Below are 18,168 nucleotides of genomic sequence, written 5' to 3' on the forward strand. Positions count from 1 at the left end.
ATGCAATCGCTCTCTATCATGGTTTGTTGCCAATGCAGCAGGACAGGGCACGGGAAAGGCTCGTTACGATGAGGCGTTTCGCATTGTCCGCAAGATACAGAGTCTGAGGAAAGAACTCGGCCAGCAGGCTGAGTTCGAGAACGAGCTGAGTGTTATTCGAGACATAAAGTTGCCGGCAACGTTGACTTAATGCAGTCCGGCCGCAGCCACACACGAGGCAAGCCTTCACTTACCTCAATTCGAGTCTCTAGTACTTCCTTGAGCATCGCGGCCAGCAGTTCACACCCCTTCTATTAAAGCTTCGCTCTATGCGCAAAAACGCACTTCCTACTGGTCATGTGGCATAGTGCGTTGATTGAAATCGAAGAAAAGGGGAAGCTATGGCTACGCTCGAAAGTGTCGAGGCGAAGATTGCGAAATTACAGGCACAAGCAGACGCTCTTAAGAAGAAGCGTTCGTCGGGAGTCATCGCTCAGATTCATTCGTTGATGTCTGAGTATGGCCTGTCGCTCGAGGACCTCGGGTCAACGTCTGATGGCAAGACGCTTGGTGCCAGGGCGACGAGCAAGAAGACGTCCGGTAAGAGCGCTAGTGTCGCGAAATACAAAGACCCCAAGTCCGGAGCTACCTGGTCCGGGCACGGTCGCGCACCCAGCTGGATAGCGAACGCGAAGAATCGCGATAGATTCCTGATTGATAGCAGCGCGATGAGCGCGTCCGCTGAGGGCGAGAAGGCCGCGAAGCCGGGCAACTACGTTCGTGGGAAACAGCCCGCGATGTATCGTGACCCGAAGACCGGCAAGGAATGGAGTGGTCGCGGAAAGGCGCCGAGTTGGCTGGCTTCCGCAAGGGACCGAACGAAGTTCTTGATTGACGGCACGACGTCCACAACTGCTGACGGCAAGGGAAGTGCACCGAAGGCGGTCGCAGCGAAGAAAGTAGCGGCGAAGAAAACCAGTGCGACAGTGCCCGCCAAGAAGGGCACTGCGGGGAAAGCTGCCGGTACTGCTGCGAAGACTCCTGCCGGCAAGACGGTGGCCGCGAGGAAATCGACTTCCGCGGCCAAGAAGGGGCCACAAGCTGAGAGAAATAAGGTCGGTGCCACAAAGGCTGTGTCGAAGAAATCAGGCCGGAAGACGCCTGCAAACGCGACGGCGGCTCACGAGGCATCGCCCTCCACGACAAGCGGTAGTGAACTTGCTTCCGTCGTTTCTGCTGCTTGAAACCTGGGAACTTGACAGCGTTGAAAGGACTGGGACGCTCACCTCGCTCTGCGGATGGAGAAATGGCTGGCGCGCGCCGGGTCGACATCTCGTTCTTCGACCGAGCGCGCAACAATCCACCGAGGGCTCGACGTCAGCGATAAGCAACCATTCATTGCTGTGCGTCGTGCGCAAGGCATGGCACCGGACCGCGGTGTCGGGTCCCAGCTCTCGGTCCCGAAAGCTTCGGCGCTTTGAATCCGCGATGACGTCCGGCTTCGCCGGCGACTGAAAATTGACGATTAGCGCCATCGGTGCGGTAGCGGTCTGCGCGAACGATACTACCGCCCCCTGAGCTCGCGTCTTATAAGCTTCCCCGTCGACGTCATAGGCAGCGAGTCCATATATTCGACGACGCGAGGGTACTCATGCGCGGCGAGTCGGGTACGAACGTGATTCTGTAATTCCTTCGTCAACTCGTGGCTCGGCGCAAAACCGTCAGCGAGAACAACGCATGCCTTGACTATCTCAGTGCGCTCGGGGTCCGGCAATCCCACAACGGCAACTAATCTGACGGCAGGGTGCCCGAGCAAGCAGTCTTCAATCGGCCCTGGCCCGATGCGGTATCCAGCGCTAGTAATAACGTCGTCATTTCGGCCCACGTAATGGATGAACCCGTCTGCGTCCATCCGGCCCAGGTCGCCGGTGATTAGGAAGTCGCCCGCGAACTTCTCCGATGTCGCCAACGCATTCTTCCAGTATCCGAGAAACATCACCGGGTCCGGTGACTTGACTGCAATATTGCCAAGCTCACCGCGTGGCAGTATGACGCCGTCGTCGCTTACGACCTGCACGTCATGCCCAAGGGCGGCGCGTCCAATCGCTCCTGGACGAGCCTCGAACCAGTTCGCGCACGACGAGACGACCATATTGCACTCTGTCTGTCCGTAGAATTCGTTGATGGTGACGCCTAGAGCCTCTCTTCCCCATGTTAGCAACTCAACACCTAACGACTCCCCTCCGCTTGCGATGGACCGGAGTTGCAGCTTCCATTGCGCCTGCGGTTTCCTCTCCGTGCGCAGCATTTTAAGAGCGGTGGGAGGTAGAAATACGTGTGTAACCCCATGCCGGCTCATCAGCTCGAAGGCGGCGGGCGCACTGAACTTGTCGAATCGGCGAGAGACCACGGTAGCGCCGTGATGGAGAGCAGGCAAAAGGACATCAAGTAGCCCGCCAATCCAAGCCCAGTCCGCGGGCGTCCAGAACACGTCTCCTTTTGTAATCGTTCCGCCGTGCGACATCGCCACACCGGGAAGGTGCCCCAGCAAAACACGGTGGGCATGCAGTGCGCCCTTAGGCTTCCCCGTCGTGCCGGAGGTGTAGATGATGACGGCAGGGTCATCCGCCTTGCTAGCCATAGGCTCGAAGGTGTCGGCTTCCGTCGACATGGCAGCGTTGAAGCTTTGCACTTTACCAACGGCGTCTGCTGGGTCACCGGTAACAAGAACCATCTGCAAGTCAGGGAGCCTGTCTCGTAATGCTGCTATTTTCGCTGCTCCTGCGGCATCGGTCACCAGCAAACTTGCACCGCTGTCTTTCAAACGGAACTCTAGTGCCTCTTCGCCAAACAACGCGAAGAGCGGCACAGACACTGCTCCCAGCTTGAAAGCTGCAATGTGCGAGATTGCCGTCTCTGGTGACTGCGCGAGCAATACTGCGATTCTGCTACCGGGCTTGATGCCAACTCGCTGAAAGTAGTTAGCGGCTCGGTTACTCTCGCTTCGCAACTGCGCGAAGCTGAATTTGCGTATGGTGCCATCGCGGTGCTCGTGAATCAGGGCGATATCGCCAGGACACGATGCGGCCCACTTGTCACAGACGTCGACGCCAATGTTGTAGGTCTCGGGAATGTTCCAACGGAAGGCACGCAACTCGGCTTCGTAGCTTTCTTCCCCTCGCAGCATCATCACACTCCTAAGAACTCTCGTTGCAGCTCTGCGTCGTTGACGATTCGCTCCGGGTCGCACTGCAAGACGATTTGTCCTCTATCTACCAGGCGACAGTGCGCGCCCATCCGCGCAACGAACTCAAGGTTCTGCTCAACGACTACGACCGCGATACCGTCCTGCTGGTTGATGGACTTCACGGTGTCGGCAATTTGGTCGACGATTGAGGGCTGAATCCCCTCGGACGGTTCGTCGAGCAACAAGAGCGATGGCCGAGTAATGAGGGCGCGTGCGAGCGCTAGAATCTGTTGCTGCCCACCACTCAGCGAGTCTCCCCGTTCATCGGCCTTCTCCCGCAGTATCGGGAAGCCCGAGTAGAGCGATTCCATAGCTTGTTTCCAGTCAGCCCGCTTGGTCCCAAACGCCGCAGCTTTCAGGTTATCAGCGACCGAGAGAGAGGGGAAGATATCGCGTCCCTGTGGAACGTAAGCGATGCCTTTCCTTGCCCGTTGGTGCATTGGTTCGCCGACGATGGACATGCCGTCGAACCGGATGTCACCGCGCTGCGCACCGATTGTGCCGGCGATTGCACGCAACAACGTTGTCTTCCCGACGCCGTTTCGACCAAGGATGGAAACCATCTCCGCTTTTTGCACGGTGAGGTCTAATCCGTGCAGCACGCTCGTTTGTCCATAGCCAGCGTGAAGACTGCGAATCTCAAGCAGCATGTTGCCCATGTCGACCCAAATAGATGTCAAGAATCCGTTCGTCCCGGCGCAACTCGTCTAGGGAGCCAGATGCGAACACGTTGCCCTGGTGAAACACGGTCACGGGGACGTCGAGAGCTCTAACAAACTCCATATCATGTTCGACGACGATGACAGAAACGGACTGGCCGAGCAGCTTGATGAGGGCCGCCATGCGCGCCGTCTCATCGCGAGTCATCCCGGCGGTTGGCTCGTCGAGCAAAACGACAGACGGTTCTGTCGCGGCGACCATCGCAATCTCCAGCCACTGTTTCTGGCCGTGCGATAGCGAACTCGCTATCTCGTTGGCCCGCGCGTCTAGTCCTAACCAGCGAATGAGCTGCTCACACCTCATGTCAGCCGTTGCTTTGTCGCGGAGTCGCCCGTAGGCTGCTAGCCATAGATTCTCTCGTACCGATAAGTCGCCGAAGATACTGGCCACTTGTAGCTTGATTCCCAGCCCTTGCTTGACTCGTGCATGGGCTTTCATTGTTGTGATTGGGCGGCCGTCAAGTTGGATTACACCGCGGGTCGGTGGAAATCGACCGACGAGCAAATTGAAAAAAGTGCTCTTACCGGCGCCGTTCGGGCCAATGAGGCAATGAACGCCTTTTTGTTCAAACTTCACAGTTGCCGTTTGCACGGCCTTTACTCCGCCAAAGCGTTTCTCAAGCGCCGTCGCGCTCAGTGCCGAGCCCTTCGACCCTGTGACGAACGGAAGCTGCTCAAAGGCAGGGTTGGCCGCGTCGTGCATAGGGGCACGCGCCTCCGCGGCGCTGCGGCTGACCAGCCTAGCGAACACCAGCCTCGTAACGGCCGGGACTACACCGTCAGGCAGAAAAAGCACGACGACTATGAGAACCGTGCCTAGCACAATCGGTGTCGCGTCTCCCGCACCGCCACCTAACGCAAAAGAGACAGACTGTACGGCGGTTGCCCCGATAAACGCACCAAGGAACGATATCCGGCCACCTACTAGCACCCATATCACCACCTGCGCGGCTAAGGAAAGACCAAAAACAACGGGGCTTATAAACATCGCCCAAGATGCATACAATGCGCCGGCGAGACCCGCGACAGCGCCGCCAATGCAAAATACGGCGAGCTTTCGGAGCCGCACATCGTAGCTAAGCAACTGAGCCCGCAATTCGTTCTGACGCAGCGCAGTGAGTACTCGTCCGAACGGTCGATTAAGCAGCAAGTACAGGCCCGCAACAATCACAGCGCAAATGAATACGACCAACGCGTACAGCTGAAAAACGGTGAGTGCGGTGCCTTCTTCGCCCAGCGGAATCGTCACCGGAGGAACAGACGAAATCCCGTTATATCCCCCAAGCTGTGCTTCGCCGACGTGATACTTCGGGTCGGCTGTGCTCGACAAGACCGTGAACAGTACCAGCGTCATTGCTAGGGTGATGATGCCGACGTAGACATCCCCTACGTTGCCGTAGAAGATGAAATACCCAACGACAACGGCTAACACCGCAGCGGCGAGCGTCCCGATAATTACCGCGCTCAGCGTCTCATGGGTGAGCGGCAAGATATTGATAGCGGACAGGCTGTACACGTACGCGCCGACGCCAAAAAAGGCGCCTTGCCCGAAGCTAAATATTCCGCCATGCCCCCAAACCAAGGTTAGGCTCACTGCGAGCAGCCCAAAGAGCGCCCAGCTAGTCGCCTGTAAGGTAGCGAACTCTGGCATCGTCAGCCCGACGACTAAAAGAACCATTGCCACAGCAGCGCAAGCGAGCAGCCTGGGCCTCAGACGGACTTTCACGTGGTTCATTGTCGAGGTCTCGTTAAAGCTTGCGTCGCAAGCGACCAGAAATTCCTGTGGGCATTACCCGCACGAGGCAGATGGCAAGTACGAGCAATGCCGCCTGACCGAGAAATGGGCTGGACAGGTAGGAGACGATGTTCTCGATGCCGCCAAGTAGTGTTGATGCGGCAGCTGCGCCGGTGAGAACGCCGGGGCCTCCCACAACGACGGTCATGAAAGCCCGAGCGATATATGCCTCGCCCATCGTCGGCATTACGCCTACCATCGGTGCCAAGAGGGCTCCCGCTGCACCGGCAAGTGCCGAACCTAACATGAAGGTAAGGGCGTTGACTCGCCGCGGGTCGATGCCAACGGCGGCCGCCATCAGTGGCCGTTGCACTGCCGCTCGGGCCATCACTCCGTACTTGGTGCGGGTGAAGACGGCATAGACGAACGCTAATAGGCCAACGGCAGCGGCTATCAAAACCAGGGAGTAGACCGACACTGAGTATCCGCTGAGTTGAAAGCTGCCCCCAGGCGTTGCGATGCCCTGGGTAGCTGGGCCGAAGGCGTAGACCGCTACCTGAGACATGATGAGGCTAAGTCCCCAAGTCGCGAGCATGCTGTCCGCAAGACGGCCGTACAGGTGCCGAATCAAAGCGCGTTCTACAATCCAACCGAATGCGGCTACCGCGAGGGTGGCGAAGGCCATTGCTATCGGAAGGGGCAGGCCCACCCTGACTCCTGCAAGCGTCGCAAAGGCACCGAACATCAAGAACTCGCCGTGGGCAAGATTGATAATGCCCATCATTCCGAAGAGGACAGAGAGTCCCAGCGACACCAGTATCAAAATGGCGATGCTCAAGCCAACCGAGACCGCCATATTCGTAAGCCAGCCAACTGTGACAGCGTGCATCTTTAGCCCTCGAGAGAAGTCTGATGCGCTACTTGGTACTTGCGGTTGGGGTGAACTGCTTTGCTGTACTCGGATGTGCCTTGAGGTCGCAGACCGAACGCTCGTAGCTGGGAGCAACCGCTGCTTGTTCACTGATTACGGTGAACCCATGAGCGTCGTTGGCTTTCGCGATGTGCACGTTCTGGATGAGGTGATGCGTGCCGGAATCTATAGAAACCTTTCCTGATGGGCTGTCGAAAGTAGGCCCGGCCTCGAGCGCGGCGATGACCTTGTCACGGTCAGTGCTACCGGCCTTCTCAACGGCTGACGCCCACAGATGCCAACCGTTCCAAACTGCAACGGCACTGTCGGTGATGTAAGGGTAGTTCGCGCCGTACGCCTTACTCCAAGCGTCACGAAACTTATCGTTCGCACTGCCCTTGACCTCTTGGAAGTACGGGAACGCAACAACAATACCGCTCGCCTCATTGGGGCTTAGGACCACCTGTTCGTTCCCGAGCCCAAACGTAGCGGAAACGATTTGCATGCGATTTGACAGTCCAGCAGAGGCGAATTGCCGGTAGAAAGCGATGTGGTTACCACCGACAAGCAAGGATACGACGACGTCCGGCTTAGCCTCTTGCAACTTCGTAACCACCGAGCCGAACTCGCTGACACTCAATGGAATGAAGTCGACGCCATCGACGTTTCCCCCAGCTTTTGCGACATATTGCTTAACCCAGTCGGCCGATATGTGACCATAATTGTAGTCAGCGGCAAGCACGTAGAACTTCTTCTTACCGTTCTTTATGGCCCAGTCGACTAGCGGCGCAATTTGTTGAGAAGGCACTATGCCGGTAAGAAAAACATTTTTGTCGCAAACCCCGCCCTCATATTGCTCGTTGTAGAAGTACAGTGTCTTGTTGCGGTCGGCGATGGGCCGAATCGCTTCACGGGAGGCGCTTGTGATACCGCCCATAATTACCGCGACGCGGTCACGCAGGGCTAGTTGGTTAGCGTAAGTTGTGTATTTCGCGTTGTCGGACTGCGCATCGTATGAGACGAGCTTGAGCGGACGACCGAGGACTCCGCCTGCGTCGTTGATAGACTTGATGGCGAGCTTGGTCGCATCGACCATCGCTTTCCCGTAGATATTGAGGCCCCCAGTTTCATCTAAGACGCTTCCGACGGGGATTGGCTCCTTGTCAGCGGCAGATGCGGGTGCCTGGAGGAAAAGAAGTGACAAAACGGTTGCGCAAACAACGGTCCGTGCCATGAACGCTCCGCGAGTCTAAGAAAAGCCAGAAGGGAATGACGCGGCAAAAGGCCGCGACGCAATGCCTGTGACGGTAACAGTAGACGCGCCGGCACGCTTGCCTCCCAGAGACAAGGCGGTAGTCCCGTTAAGCCATGTCAGGGTAAGTGCGGATGCGACGTCAGGCGGACGAGCGGCCCCCGTCATGCAGCTAACGTCATCCTCGGTGCACGAGGCGAAGCCGCTTCCCGCGGTGCTTTCCTCAAGACGTCAGCTTGTGCCAATCAACATGCGACGCTGGTAACAAGCGGGGGCCGGTCGCCGACGCTTGGCCCTTTCGTTCCACACGTTTGGCCGCCTCGCACAAGCCATAGCCGTTGCCGAAGGTTACGCTGTGTACTCGAAAACCTTCGGAGGCGGACGTGACCACATCAGATGTCAGCGAGCTCGTAAGAGGAATTGCAAAGGCCTCCGATTTGCCTCTTGCGGAGGACCGCGTGACCGCAGTGACGCAAATCCTGGAGGTATGGCTGAAGGCTGCGAACCAGCTTTCGCTCAAAATGAGCGCGCCAGAGTTTGCGAACCTGGGCCCCATTACGGGAATTCTTCAAACGACGAGCTTCGGCGAGGTGTCAAATGCCGAGTGAATTGCTGAGTTTTTCTATTGCGCAAGCAGCAAAGCTCGTACGTAGGGGGGAGGTGAGTCCCACGGAGTTGCTGGATGCTTCCCTCAAAGCGATTGAAAGCTCCAACGAAACGCTCCGCGCCTTTATTTCCGTGTCGGAGGACTCGGCAAGGAAGGCGGCGCAAGCGGCAGAATTGATGCTGTCGGCCGGATATGACCTCGGGCCTCTGCACGGAATACCTCTGGGCATCAAAGATAACATAGGCATTCGCGGACAACGAACCACCGCTGGTAGCAAGATTCTGGAAGACTGGCACCCGGACAAGGATGCTACGGTCATCTCAAGGCTGAAGCAGGCAGGCTCAGTGTTTGTTGGCAAAACGAATATGCATGAGTACGCGTGGGGCGGAACATCTGCGAATCCGCATTACGGACACGTGCGCAACCCATGGGACACAAAGAAGTTCCCCGCCGGTTCAAGTGGAGGCTCTGGAGCCGCAGTTGCGGCTGGCCTCTGCTACGGAGCGCTCGGTACCGACACTGGGGGCTCGATTCGACTCCCTTCCGCAGTCAACGGCGTTGTCGGAATTCGACCAACTTATGGTCGGGTCAGTAATGCAGGCATTATTCCGCTTGCCTGGTCGATGGACACCGCAGGGCCGATGACCCGGACCGTCGAAGATTGCGCAGTGATGTTCAACGCGATTGCTGGTGCCGACAGCGCTGACCCAGCAACGGCTCCGGTGCCGGTAGACGACTATCTTTCCAGGCTCTCGGTCGGTGTGCAAGGGCTGCGGATTGGCGTTGTACCGCGCTATTTCTTCACGCATTTGCAACCTGACGTTAAGCATGCGGTCGAAGCGGCTCTGAAAACATTCGAGCAGCTAGGTGCTCACATTGTCGAAGTAGACATCCAACACATTGAGGGCAACATCTCTGCGCAGTTGACGATAGAGTCTGCGGAACCGAGCACCTACCATCAAAAGTCGTTGCGGGACAGGCCGAGCGATTTTGGGGAGGATGTCCGGACACTGCTTGAAGTAGGGGAGATGCTGCTGGCGACGCACTATCTACAAGCTCAGCGCTACCGGACCTTGTTGAGGAACGAATTCATAGAAGCCTTCAAGCGCGTCGACGTCTTCATTTGCCCAACACTGCCATTCACCGCTACGGACCTTGGCGCGACGACGGTAATCATAGAGAACGGCGTTGAGGAAGACATGCTGTCGGCAATTATGCAGTTCACTGGAGTCGCAAGCCTAACTGGTCTCCCGTCGCTGAACGTTCCGTGCGGCTTCGACTCCGGCGGCCTCCCGGTTGGGATGCAGGTTATCGGGGCTCCGTTTTCCGAATCTCGGCTCTTCTCGGTCGGCCATGCATTTCAGTCAGTGACAGACTTCCACAGTCGGCGACCGGACCTGAACGCCAATCCCTAAGCTCAGTGGCGCTCCTCGGGACGAGAGGCGCAGTGCCATTTACCGTCCAACGCATCAGGCGTCGTCATCGGCGCAGCCGACCGCCGCTTTGCCGCCAAGCAATACGCTTTGCGGAGTCACGCCGAAATGCTTCTTAAAAGACCTGCTGAAGTGTGAAACGTCGCAGAACCCGAAGGTCATGGCTGCCTGCGTCACGTTCTTGACTGAGCGTTCTCGTAAAGCGCAGTAGCTCGCATGGAGTCGCTGTCGCCAGATTGCTTTCATCGGCGTTGACGCCTGGCCGGCGAAAGCACGAGCCAGCGTCCGCGTCGAAACGTGCATTGATGACGCAATGCAGTCCACGTCGAGCTCGGGGTTCTCGACGTTCTCTTGGATGAAGGCGAGCGCTTTGCGGTACAACGCAGCTTGCATAGACGGCGCGGGTGCGTCGCCGTGGTGCAGTTCGACCACGGCGGTCACGAGGTCAAGTATGGCTGCCGCTATCCGGGGCTCTGCGTGCGAAAGCTGACCAAGTTCAGATGATTCGCACGCTTCCTTAATCATTGTCCCGAGCACTGCAAGAAACCCTGTGCCAGGCCCTAATGATGTCGCGACCAACCGTTCTGCGTTACCCGTCCGGCGCAGCAGGAGTTCGCGCGGAAGTCGCAGGATATAAAAAGAATCCGGCGCGATTGTGTAGCTGAAGGGCCGAGATGCGTCGTAGAGCACGATGTCACCGGCACGCTGGACGACTCTGCTGCCATTCTGTTCGAGATAGCCGTGTCCGCGCTCCAAATACGAGAGCCAGAGGTTGTCCTCGGGACCCCGGCGGATGTTAGAGAAGTCACGGACCCAGCTGTGCTCAGGCCCAGTCATTCTCGCGACGTCGAGCACCCCGATTGACCTGCCGGTCAGTTCCGCGTCGAACTGGTCCCGATGGGGCGAGTCGCTGCCTGCGGGGATGCAATGGCTGCAGACAGCGTCGCGCCAATAGTCGAACCGCTGCGGTGCCGGCACGACTGACGTCGAAAACGAATATTGCATGGCAACTCCGATATCGGCCTATCGGTGAAAGAGTTCCTAAGACCATTCACAACCACAGTTATCGCATTCGTCCAGCGAAGCAATGAGGGTTTGCGCTGACGCGGGCTTCGATGGACGTTGACTCAATCGCATCCTGTAGCATTGGTGGACGGTAGGACGCCAATATTGAAGGTGCAAGCAGGCGTATCGCTTGAATCGAACGACCGTTCGTTGTCGGCGGCGGCACGATTCAAGGCTCGCTTCGATTAGTTAAACAAGACAGCATAGCCGGCGTTTGGAGCTTTTCTTGCCTATGCCGCGCCGATGCCCGGTGCAGAACAGTTAATCGGTCAAGCCGTTCAGATGTCGCCTCGCGTTGCTACCTCGCGGTCGACGGCGTTGTCATAGTTAGATGCGCTCAGTGATGGAAAGGTCGCGAGCGCTGTTTCCAGCGCGCATTTGCATTGGAATTTTCAATTCCCGTCCATCCAAATCGTCCTATCGAGCGGAGCCAACGAGATAACGCCGCTAAATGTTCCCTATACGCGCGAGTGCAGCCGCTGCTTTCTAAGTGCAGTCAAACTCCTCACGACAGCCGTTATACGCACGACGAGAATCCGGCAGGGCTATCTCTATCCGCACTCAGGACCATCAGTGCGGGTGCGCACGAGAGACGAACTCGCTTTCCTGACCATCAAAGGCCCCAAAAACTGGCATAGCTAGAGCCGAGTACGAGTATCCGATTCCGCACGCAGATGCCGTCGAGATGCTCGCAATGGCGGTCTCGACTGTCGACAAGGGGCGGCATGAGGTTATGCACGCCGGGCACCTTTGGGAAATCGATGAGTCTGAAGGTGCCAATGCGCCGCTCGTGGTCGCCGAAATCAAGCTGAAGGCAGTTGATGAACTCTTCGAGATGCCCGAATGGGTCGGGGACGAGGTATCCGAGAATTCGGCGTACACGAACAGCTTGCTAGGGCTGAAACCATTCTTGCAGTGGTAGAACTCGGAGTTCCGCCGCTTCCGTTGGACGTGCCTAGGCAAGGAGACCCGATGGCCCGGCCACCTTTCCGGCTGACTTTCACCGCCCAGCGCACTGCTGAACGATAGATGCCGGACGCTCGTCGCAAAGCTCGTTAAGGATTTCGCTCGCAATCGTCACGACGTCGTCACGCGCAGAGTAGATGACAGGCTCCGAGTCGACCCGCGGACTGCTTCCGGCACAGCACGCTTGCAACGGCACTCAGATTCCTCGCATACACATCTATCTTCCACGATACCGCGAGTCCAAATCCGTGGCTCGTTTCTCGAATGCTGCTGTGAGACATTGCGCATCTCTGCAGCTGCGAGTGACCGTGTCCATCCAGCGTTCCTGCTCGATGCGTACTCCATTGTCGACGTGACCCAGCCGGCTCTGCGCAGCCTTGTAGGCCTGCTGTTCCCTCTGATATGTGCTCGACAGCAGGACGTTGCTGCAAACATTGCTGCCAAAATACGTACCGTCCTGACTGCACGGAACGCTGACAGCACTGTACGTCGGCTTGGGAACAGGTACGGGGTTGTTCGCGGCAATGTTCTGCAGCGCACCGGGCCGCGCAATCCCTGCTGGCTTCGGTCCGGTTTCCATCTTGTTAGCAGGGGTCAGCTGCCCGTCGGGCTCAATCTGCGCGGATGAGGAGGCTATATCAGCTTTCATGTGTGCTAGGAGCGCCGGCATTGGAGTCGAGGCGCTAAGCCTCTCATGGCGCTCATATTTCAGAATCGCCGCGTTCGTACGCGTTCCGAGTGTTCCATCTGCCTGTCCACGAAGATACCCATGTGCTATCAGGAATCGCTGCACTTCGCGGCGCGTATCGAGGGGTGACTGGGCAGCGAGGACTGCGTCTGCCGGCCTCAAGGGCAAGAATTTGAGGAAGAATCGGTTGACTCCACTCTCCTGCGACGTGTGAGCAACTGCATAGCTGGCAATCGGTATGGTCGCAATGGTGATGGGCGGAGCCCAATTCATGGCGCCGGCCGCTCCGAAAAGTGCACCTGTGAAGGACGCTGACATCGTCACGAGACAAGCGGTTTTGAGCGGCGCCCAGTTGCGCCCCCGCTGCCGGTACTCTGCCGGTACCTTGAGACGCAACAGCGAGCTAACCGTTGCACTCAACGCCCAACCAACTGGCGAGACCAAAAGCATTGCTGCGCCGGCGAAGCCCACACCAAACAATAGTGGCAACACGGCTTGCCATGGGTGTGCCGGAGAGAACCTGAGGAAGTTGTTGGCGGCCGAGATAAAGGCCGCGAGGGTGGGAAGCACCGTGACCGCTACCCAGGCGGCCCGTGAGTATGCTGGTGACACCTTGTCGAGCGTATGGAGAAATACTGTACCGAAGGTGCTGGCAGCCTCAGCCGAGATGAAGCCTTCTGCGACACGAACGACGACAGGCGCAGGATTCGACCTCGAGTCTTTGCTGAGCTTTGCAACGCTTCGCAAAGCTTTGTCGAGCACGGGAACGCTTTGAAAAATCGCAAAGAGACGTTTCGCCTGTCGGCGGATATTACCGCGGCCGTCTTTCCCGCTGCCGAGAATCGCAGCGACGTCCTTCAGCTCGTCGCGCAGGAGTTGGTCGAAGATAGGTGGGGTCTTGATAGGGATAACGGCAGCGCCGACCGCGGCCACGGCATACGGAGTTTTGGCGACATCAAGGCCGAGCTCTACGACATCAGCGATACCGGTGTAGCGTACGACCCAATTATCGTTTTTGTTATATGCAGTACTCGCAAGGTCGAAAGGCACCAAGTCCCGCGCGGTCTCTGCACCTCTGCGCTTTAGTGCCGAAACCAGTGCTTCTGAAGCCAGGCCGCTGTGCGGGGGGACGTGCCACCACGGCGTGGCGACTGACCGCACGTTGGAGATGTCTGTGAAAAATCCGTGCCCCGAACATGCCCGGCAGGTTTGCTTTCCAGAGCCCCCGCAACCTGTGCATACGACACGGCCGCAACCGCCGCACGATGAGCACGAGCGTCGAACATTCGCCGAATAGGTTTCGTTGTTTCGGCCGTTCCAGCGCGTGCGCGTGACCACCTGGTTGTGCGAGCCGCTGCCGCCGCATCCGCTGCACGTTCGTCTCCCATGACCCGAACATCCACCACAAGAAACCCGGCCACTTCCGCCGCAAGGTGTACATTGCCTAAACACCGAACATGAACCAAAGTCATGAACAGGCTGAGTAGTAGATGACCATCGAAGTGAATCCGACCGGGCGCTGTCGATGCGCTGCATGAACGGGCCGCGGATGTCCCGATTTCGTACCGCCTGCTCACACAGATGTCGCACGTGGTTCTGATAGTCGCCGGTCCGGTAACCAAAGTGACCATTCGCAATCGCCGCATTGCCATGCAAACTGGAGGTCGAGACCTCGTGCGCAAAACTCCAAACGACAAAAGCGGTCGAAAGATACTGCTCCGTCAACTCGCTAGTCGGAACGACGTCGCCGGCGTTGACGTGATTTCCGCTAAACAGATTTTGAAGGTTGTGTAGGAGCGTGCTGCCGTTGCGACCGAGTTGCATGATTAAGTTCGCTTTATTCTGTGAATGCCCGAGGCACTTCGCGTGAGTTCTTTCACTGGATTAACGGCATTCTTGAAGCGGTCTTTAATGCGACACTTGTTCGCTCGAAAAGCTTCGACAGTAGGTAAAACAGCAGTGCGCCTCCGGTTTGAGCGAAGGGAAGATAGCCGAGGTCGTCGGTTGGCCAGTCGCCCGGGTTTGCCGGCGGCTTTCTCGGTCTCAAGTTGGTTCACGAGTTCTGAAGCCGCTAACGACGCCCGTGTGCAGCCCGCAGAGCAACGGATTGGCTGAAAGTTTCGTGAATACGATGTAGCGCGACTATGTCGCGTTCTGCCGAAGCCTGACGCGGTGACGGTTGTACGCAATCTAGCTGTGGCGTTCGAACACTACAACGAGAGGCATCCGCATAATGCGCTGAAGTACCGTTCGCCGCGCGAGTTTCGACGCCGAACCCATTCATCAATTTTTGTGTGAGGTGGTGTCCCGAACTACGGGGGCAAATCCACTGGGCGCTAAGAGACCCGAGCATCACGACGGACTATCTGAGGTGAAACGCCGAGTCCTCGGATGAACGCCTCTCTCATATTCCTGCGGTCTTGAAATCCGGTTTCCCTGGCCACGACATCAAGCGTATGCCGGCTACGCTCAATCATCAGGCGTGCTGCTTCAAGTCGTAGAGCTTCAACTGCCTTCGCTGGAACTTGCCGGTCTCCTGCGTGAACACGCCATAAAACTGCCGGGGACTCAGGTTTGCAGCTTCGGCAAGCTCTTCGACCGAAAGCGTGCGCTTTAGGTTCTGGCGTGCATAGTTCAACGCGTTTTGAATGCGGTCCGTCTCTGGCGCCAACTCAAGCATTTCAGCATTTGCGTCTGACCGCCCGAGCGACGCTGAGGCATGACAAGCCGGTGAGCAACAGAGCGTGCGACATCAAGCCCAAGGTCTTTTTCGACCATAACGAGCGCGAGGTCTAGTCCGCTGTCATGCCGGCTGACGTCCATATATGACCCATCGACGATGAAGATGCGGTCGCTCTCGCACCGGCGGGTTCGTTCTGGCGGAGGCCGGCCTGCTTTCCGGAAGACTTTTTATCCCCACGCGGTGACAGGCGCGACCAAGGTTGACAAGTGGTTAGTTGCCGGAGTCATGGACCCATTCTCCGAGCCCTCTCCTGGTCGCGTGCTTGACTTATTGCGCCGCCGACGTACGCGTGCCCAGCGAATTGCTGGCATTTGCCTGCAGCGAAGCAGGGTTCGACCGCCGACCTGTGGCTCCAAGAAGGCCGCTCTAAAAACCCGGAGGCCGACTCTCGTCGACGTGCCAACGGTGACCGCGGCTGGCACAGGAAGTGCAACCGCGGCTGTTTGACCGGAAGGCATCTGTTGGCTTAGGGGCCACCCTGAGCCGCCTTCGGCCAGCTAGCTCGAGAGCGGTCACGCGGACCAATTTCTTTGGTTCGCGCTCGAGCCTGCTTCATGCGCATGCTGGGCACTAGCCACCGCTTCCCAAACTAAGCACGCCGGGTGTGCTGGGTTTGCCCCAAAACCGAGACAAGTCAGCACTTTCCATGCTCGCAGCGTGACGCGGATTCGTGACGGATGTGCTGAGTGCTCTGGGAGAAAATCAAAAAGCTCTCCACTGCACTGACCTATATGTGCCGCGCCACATCGGAAAATGAACTGCGACTGCGCGCGATGGTGGGTGGCAACGATACATTGCAGGCGTATTCTTGCAAGCCATCGAACCGACGCCTCTCCAATATAAGTCCCCGGAACAACTCGCGCATGCGCTTCCAGAACTGCACTGAACCTAAAGGCTGGAGTGCGTTGTCGGTGCACCAGACCCGGTAGCTTTCGAAGACCTCACGCTTCGGGATGAGCCGTTCGGTCAAGTTGATGCTGCGTTCGTCCGCCCAAGCCGCAACAGAGTTCGTGTCGGCTTTTGCCTCCTGGAGTGCCACTTTCATCGCCTCTGGTACCTCAGCCTCAAAACCGCCGCGGGCCAGAAGGCGCTGCAATCCGCTCAGCGCCCAGGCTAAAACGCCCGAAAGCTCAGTGCCTATAATGCGACTGGCGAGGAGCGGGTCCCGTTCCTTTGCAGGGACGGTTGCTCCAAAAGGAACGATATCCCACCTGCGCCAGAAGCCCGTAGAATGGTCCGCGACCGCGGGCAGATGATTGCCGCACACAATCCATTTTCCCCTGATGTGAATGCTCAGCGGGTCCTTATGCTTCCGGTCGATGAGCACGCGCTCTCCGGCAATCATCGACTTTATGAGTTGCTCGTTAATCCGTGAGCGTGGAACCTCGTCGGCGTAAATTAGGTTCGCGCCAATCAACACACTTACTCTGAAACCCTCAAGCGCGTCTAGCGCGACTGCGGCAATGTTGCCGTGCAAGGCCTGCACGACGTTCGCCAGAACGCCCTTGCCATTCGCGCCTTCCCCGAGCCACAACTGCGCCTGCTGATATCGAGCGTCTGACAAAAAGGTGTATCCGACATATTCTTGAACGCGTGCACGAACGGCGTCATCTGGTAGCGCGCGCCTCAAAAACGCGTCAAAAACAGGGGCCGCCGCGTCCGATTCGTATGCGCATTTCAGAACGTGCCGTATCCCCAACGCTGGGTCAGGAGCCTGTAACGCTATGCCTCCGTCGACGTGTATGTAGCCGTTGCACACGGGTACGACTACCTTTGACGTGGGTGGTGCAAGGCGCGGCTGGAAGAGCAGCGCCGAGCGAACGGCCTGCCGCGCGTTGTTCGCGCTAGCGTAGCCAGACGCGTTCGCGACGAGCCACTCGTACGCGTCGCGCTCGGCTTCATCTTCATCAACCAGTTGCCAATGGGTACCTACCCACCGGTAGAGCAACTTTGATTCACTTGCGTATTGTCCCGAATTCTTAACATTAAGTGCATAAGCATGCGGGTCGAAGGCTCTAGCCATTTCGTACTCCCCCGTCATCCTTAGGAGCGGTATGCGCAGCAAGCCACGTGTCGACGTCGGTCTCACGCCATCGGAGGAGCCTTGTGCCGCGAAGTTGCAGACGCGGCGGTACCGCGTCGGGGTTCCGACGAAGGTCGCGTTTGATAGTGTGCGGACTGCGGCCGAGCAAGCGAGCCAGTTCGTCCAAATCGAGGAGAGGTGTCATCTCGGAACTCCTTAGCGCGAAACGGCACCAGATGCCCTCGTGAGCTTCCTTCGTGCCACCGTCCGCTGCGCAATTACGTCCAGTGCTCTGTGTAAGGGAAGTTTTTATTCGTCCTTGAGTAGACTCTTTCTAGAGGCAGAAAAGAAGGTCTTTAGGGCAAGAAGAATGTCTGAAAGGCGAAGTCGAAACACCTTGTAAAAGAACTCTTTTTAGAAGAGGTAGTGAAACGGGTTTATATTCGAGCGAACTTTTTGAGAAAGTTGAGCGGGCGAAGGTTAACGATTGCACGTTCTCAAACGTGGCTGTGCTGAGTGTGCTAGGTCAAATCCGAGCCCTTTCTCTCACAATATTTCTTCGCGATATTTCGAAAGCACTCAACTCACTCAGCACCACGGGCGGAAAATGCAATCCTGGTTACTAAACGCTCGCTCTGCGCACTTTGCAGACGCGAGCCCCGCGGAATGGCATAGGGTAATGTGCCGAGAAGTGTGCAGAAAGTTCGGAGGCAGGAAGATGCCGAAGGAAGGGGTGGCCGTGGTGTAAGTTGATGAATGTCGAGTTCGTCAACCTGCCCTCGGGAGGGCTTACGCCATGGC

Annotated in this window: 12 protein-coding genes and 3 pseudogenes; 5 read left to right on the forward strand and 10 right to left on the reverse strand. The window is 57.6% G+C overall.

What is annotated here, in order from left to right; all coding sequences use genetic code 11:
- Positions 1 to 380: 380 nt before the first annotated feature.
- On the forward strand, positions 381 to 1,223 hold the full coding sequence (locus GV035_RS27650; protein WP_159839084.1) for an H-NS histone family protein: 843 nt from the start codon (positions 381 to 383) through the stop codon (positions 1,221 to 1,223).
- Positions 1,224 to 1,543: 320 nt separating this feature from the next.
- Here the strand turns inward: GV035_RS27650 and GV035_RS27655 are convergent, their stop codons facing one another.
- The 5 genes from GV035_RS27655 to GV035_RS27675 are packed head-to-tail and all read right to left on the reverse strand — an operon-like array spanning position 1,544 to position 7,824.
- The gene (locus GV035_RS27655; RefSeq protein WP_159839086.1) at positions 1,544 to 3,166 is read right to left on the reverse strand and encodes an acyl-CoA synthetase; all 1,623 of its coding nucleotides are present in this window, start codon (positions 3,164 to 3,166) and stop codon (positions 1,544 to 1,546) included.
- A 2-nt stretch (positions 3,167 to 3,168) separates the two neighbouring features.
- A complete protein-coding gene (locus GV035_RS27660; RefSeq protein WP_236572886.1) occupies positions 3,169 to 3,876 on the reverse strand; it encodes an ABC transporter ATP-binding protein in 708 nt (235 codons plus the stop codon).
- On the reverse strand, positions 3,866 to 5,680 hold the full coding sequence (locus GV035_RS27665; protein WP_159839090.1) for an ABC transporter permease subunit: 1,815 nt from the start codon (positions 5,678 to 5,680) through the stop codon (positions 3,866 to 3,868). Before GV035_RS27665 ends, GV035_RS27660 begins: the two co-directional genes overlap by 11 nt.
- Before the next feature lie 13 nt (positions 5,681 to 5,693).
- On the reverse strand, positions 5,694 to 6,569 hold the full coding sequence (locus GV035_RS27670) for an ABC transporter permease subunit (RefSeq protein ID WP_236572888.1): 876 nt from the start codon (positions 6,567 to 6,569) through the stop codon (positions 5,694 to 5,696).
- 28 nt (positions 6,570 to 6,597) lie between these two features.
- The gene (locus GV035_RS27675) at positions 6,598 to 7,824 is read right to left on the reverse strand and encodes an urea ABC transporter substrate-binding protein (RefSeq protein WP_159839092.1); all 1,227 of its coding nucleotides are present in this window, start codon (positions 7,822 to 7,824) and stop codon (positions 6,598 to 6,600) included.
- A 401-nt stretch (positions 7,825 to 8,225) separates the two neighbouring features.
- Between GV035_RS27675 and GV035_RS27680 the strand changes: the two genes are divergently transcribed.
- Complete coding sequence (locus GV035_RS27680) at positions 8,226 to 8,450, forward strand: hypothetical protein (protein ID WP_159839094.1); 225 nt, start codon at positions 8,226 to 8,228, stop codon at positions 8,448 to 8,450.
- Entirely contained in the window at positions 8,440 to 9,864 is a 1,425-nt protein-coding gene (locus GV035_RS27685; RefSeq protein WP_159839096.1) for an amidase, read from the forward strand. The genes GV035_RS27680 and GV035_RS27685 overlap by 11 nt, the downstream gene beginning before the upstream one ends.
- 54 nt (positions 9,865 to 9,918) lie before the next feature.
- Here the strand turns inward: GV035_RS27685 and GV035_RS27690 are convergent, their stop codons facing one another.
- Positions 9,919 to 10,887 (reverse strand): helix-turn-helix domain-containing protein, encoded by a 969-nt coding sequence (locus GV035_RS27690; protein WP_159839098.1) that lies wholly within the window; start codon positions 10,885 to 10,887, stop codon positions 9,919 to 9,921.
- Positions 10,888 to 11,641: 754 nt separating this feature from the next.
- On the opposite strand from GV035_RS27690, the gene GV035_RS29205 reads away from it, so the two are divergent.
- The gene (locus GV035_RS29205) at positions 11,642 to 11,869 is read left to right on the forward strand and encodes a hypothetical protein (protein ID WP_201304082.1); all 228 of its coding nucleotides are present in this window, start codon (positions 11,642 to 11,644) and stop codon (positions 11,867 to 11,869) included.
- A 261-nt stretch (positions 11,870 to 12,130) separates the two neighbouring features.
- Here the strand turns inward: GV035_RS29205 and GV035_RS27700 are convergent, their stop codons facing one another.
- Positions 12,131 to 13,651 carry a peptidoglycan-binding domain-containing protein gene (locus GV035_RS27700; protein WP_442859612.1) on the reverse strand — a complete coding sequence of 507 codons (1,521 nt, stop codon included), beginning with the start codon at positions 13,649 to 13,651 and terminating at the stop codon, positions 12,131 to 12,133.
- Positions 13,652 to 14,504: 853 nt separating this feature from the next.
- Positions 14,505 to 14,664: pseudogene (locus GV035_RS29210) on the reverse strand (ATP-binding protein); the annotation flags it as partial.
- Here GV035_RS29210 and GV035_RS27705 point away from each other — a divergent pair.
- Positions 14,664 to 14,899: pseudogene (locus GV035_RS27705) on the forward strand (integrase core domain-containing protein); the annotation flags it as partial. The pseudogenes GV035_RS29210 and GV035_RS27705 sit on opposite strands and share 1 nt — an antisense overlap.
- A gap of 38 nt (positions 14,900 to 14,937) precedes the next feature.
- Here GV035_RS27705 and GV035_RS27710 read toward each other — a convergent pair.
- A pseudogene (locus tag GV035_RS27710) lies at positions 14,938 to 15,466 on the reverse strand (GlxA family transcriptional regulator); the annotation flags it as partial.
- A 605-nt stretch (positions 15,467 to 16,071) separates the two neighbouring features.
- Positions 16,072 to 17,367, reverse strand: coding sequence for a DNA primase family protein (locus tag GV035_RS27715; RefSeq protein WP_159839102.1), 1,296 nt, complete (start codon positions 17,365 to 17,367; stop codon positions 16,072 to 16,074).
- Positions 17,368 to 18,168 lie beyond the last annotated feature (801 nt).

Origin of the sequence: Burkholderia sp. 8Y (assembly GCF_902506145.1) — a bacterium.
Classification (GTDB): domain Bacteria; phylum Pseudomonadota; class Gammaproteobacteria; order Burkholderiales; family Burkholderiaceae; genus Caballeronia.

Coding starts and splice junctions, on each gene's coding strand:
- GV035_RS27650 (WP_159839084.1), top strand. CDS start 381: ATGGCTACGCTCGAAAGTGTCGAGGCGAAGATTGCGAAATTACAGGCA.
- GV035_RS27655 (WP_159839086.1), bottom strand. CDS start 3,166: ATGCTGCGAGGGGAAGAAAGCTACGAAGCCGAGTTGCGTGCCTTCCGT.
- GV035_RS27660 (WP_236572886.1), bottom strand. CDS start 3,876: ATGCTGCTTGAGATTCGCAGTCTTCACGCTGGCTATGGACAAACGAGC.
- GV035_RS27665 (WP_159839090.1), bottom strand. CDS start 5,680: ATGAACCACGTGAAAGTCCGTCTGAGGCCCAGGCTGCTCGCTTGCGCT.
- GV035_RS27670 (WP_236572888.1), bottom strand. CDS start 6,569: ATGCACGCTGTCACAGTTGGCTGGCTTACGAATATGGCGGTCTCGGTT.
- GV035_RS27675 (WP_159839092.1), bottom strand. CDS start 7,824: ATGGCACGGACCGTTGTTTGCGCAACCGTTTTGTCACTTCTTTTCCTC.
- GV035_RS27685 (WP_159839096.1), top strand. CDS start 8,440: ATGCCGAGTGAATTGCTGAGTTTTTCTATTGCGCAAGCAGCAAAGCTC.
- GV035_RS27690 (WP_159839098.1), bottom strand. CDS start 10,887: ATGCAATATTCGTTTTCGACGTCAGTCGTGCCGGCACCGCAGCGGTTC.
- GV035_RS29205 (WP_201304082.1), top strand. CDS start 11,642: ATGGCGGTCTCGACTGTCGACAAGGGGCGGCATGAGGTTATGCACGCC.
- GV035_RS27715 (WP_159839102.1), bottom strand. CDS start 17,367: ATGGCTAGAGCCTTCGACCCGCATGCTTATGCACTTAATGTTAAGAAT.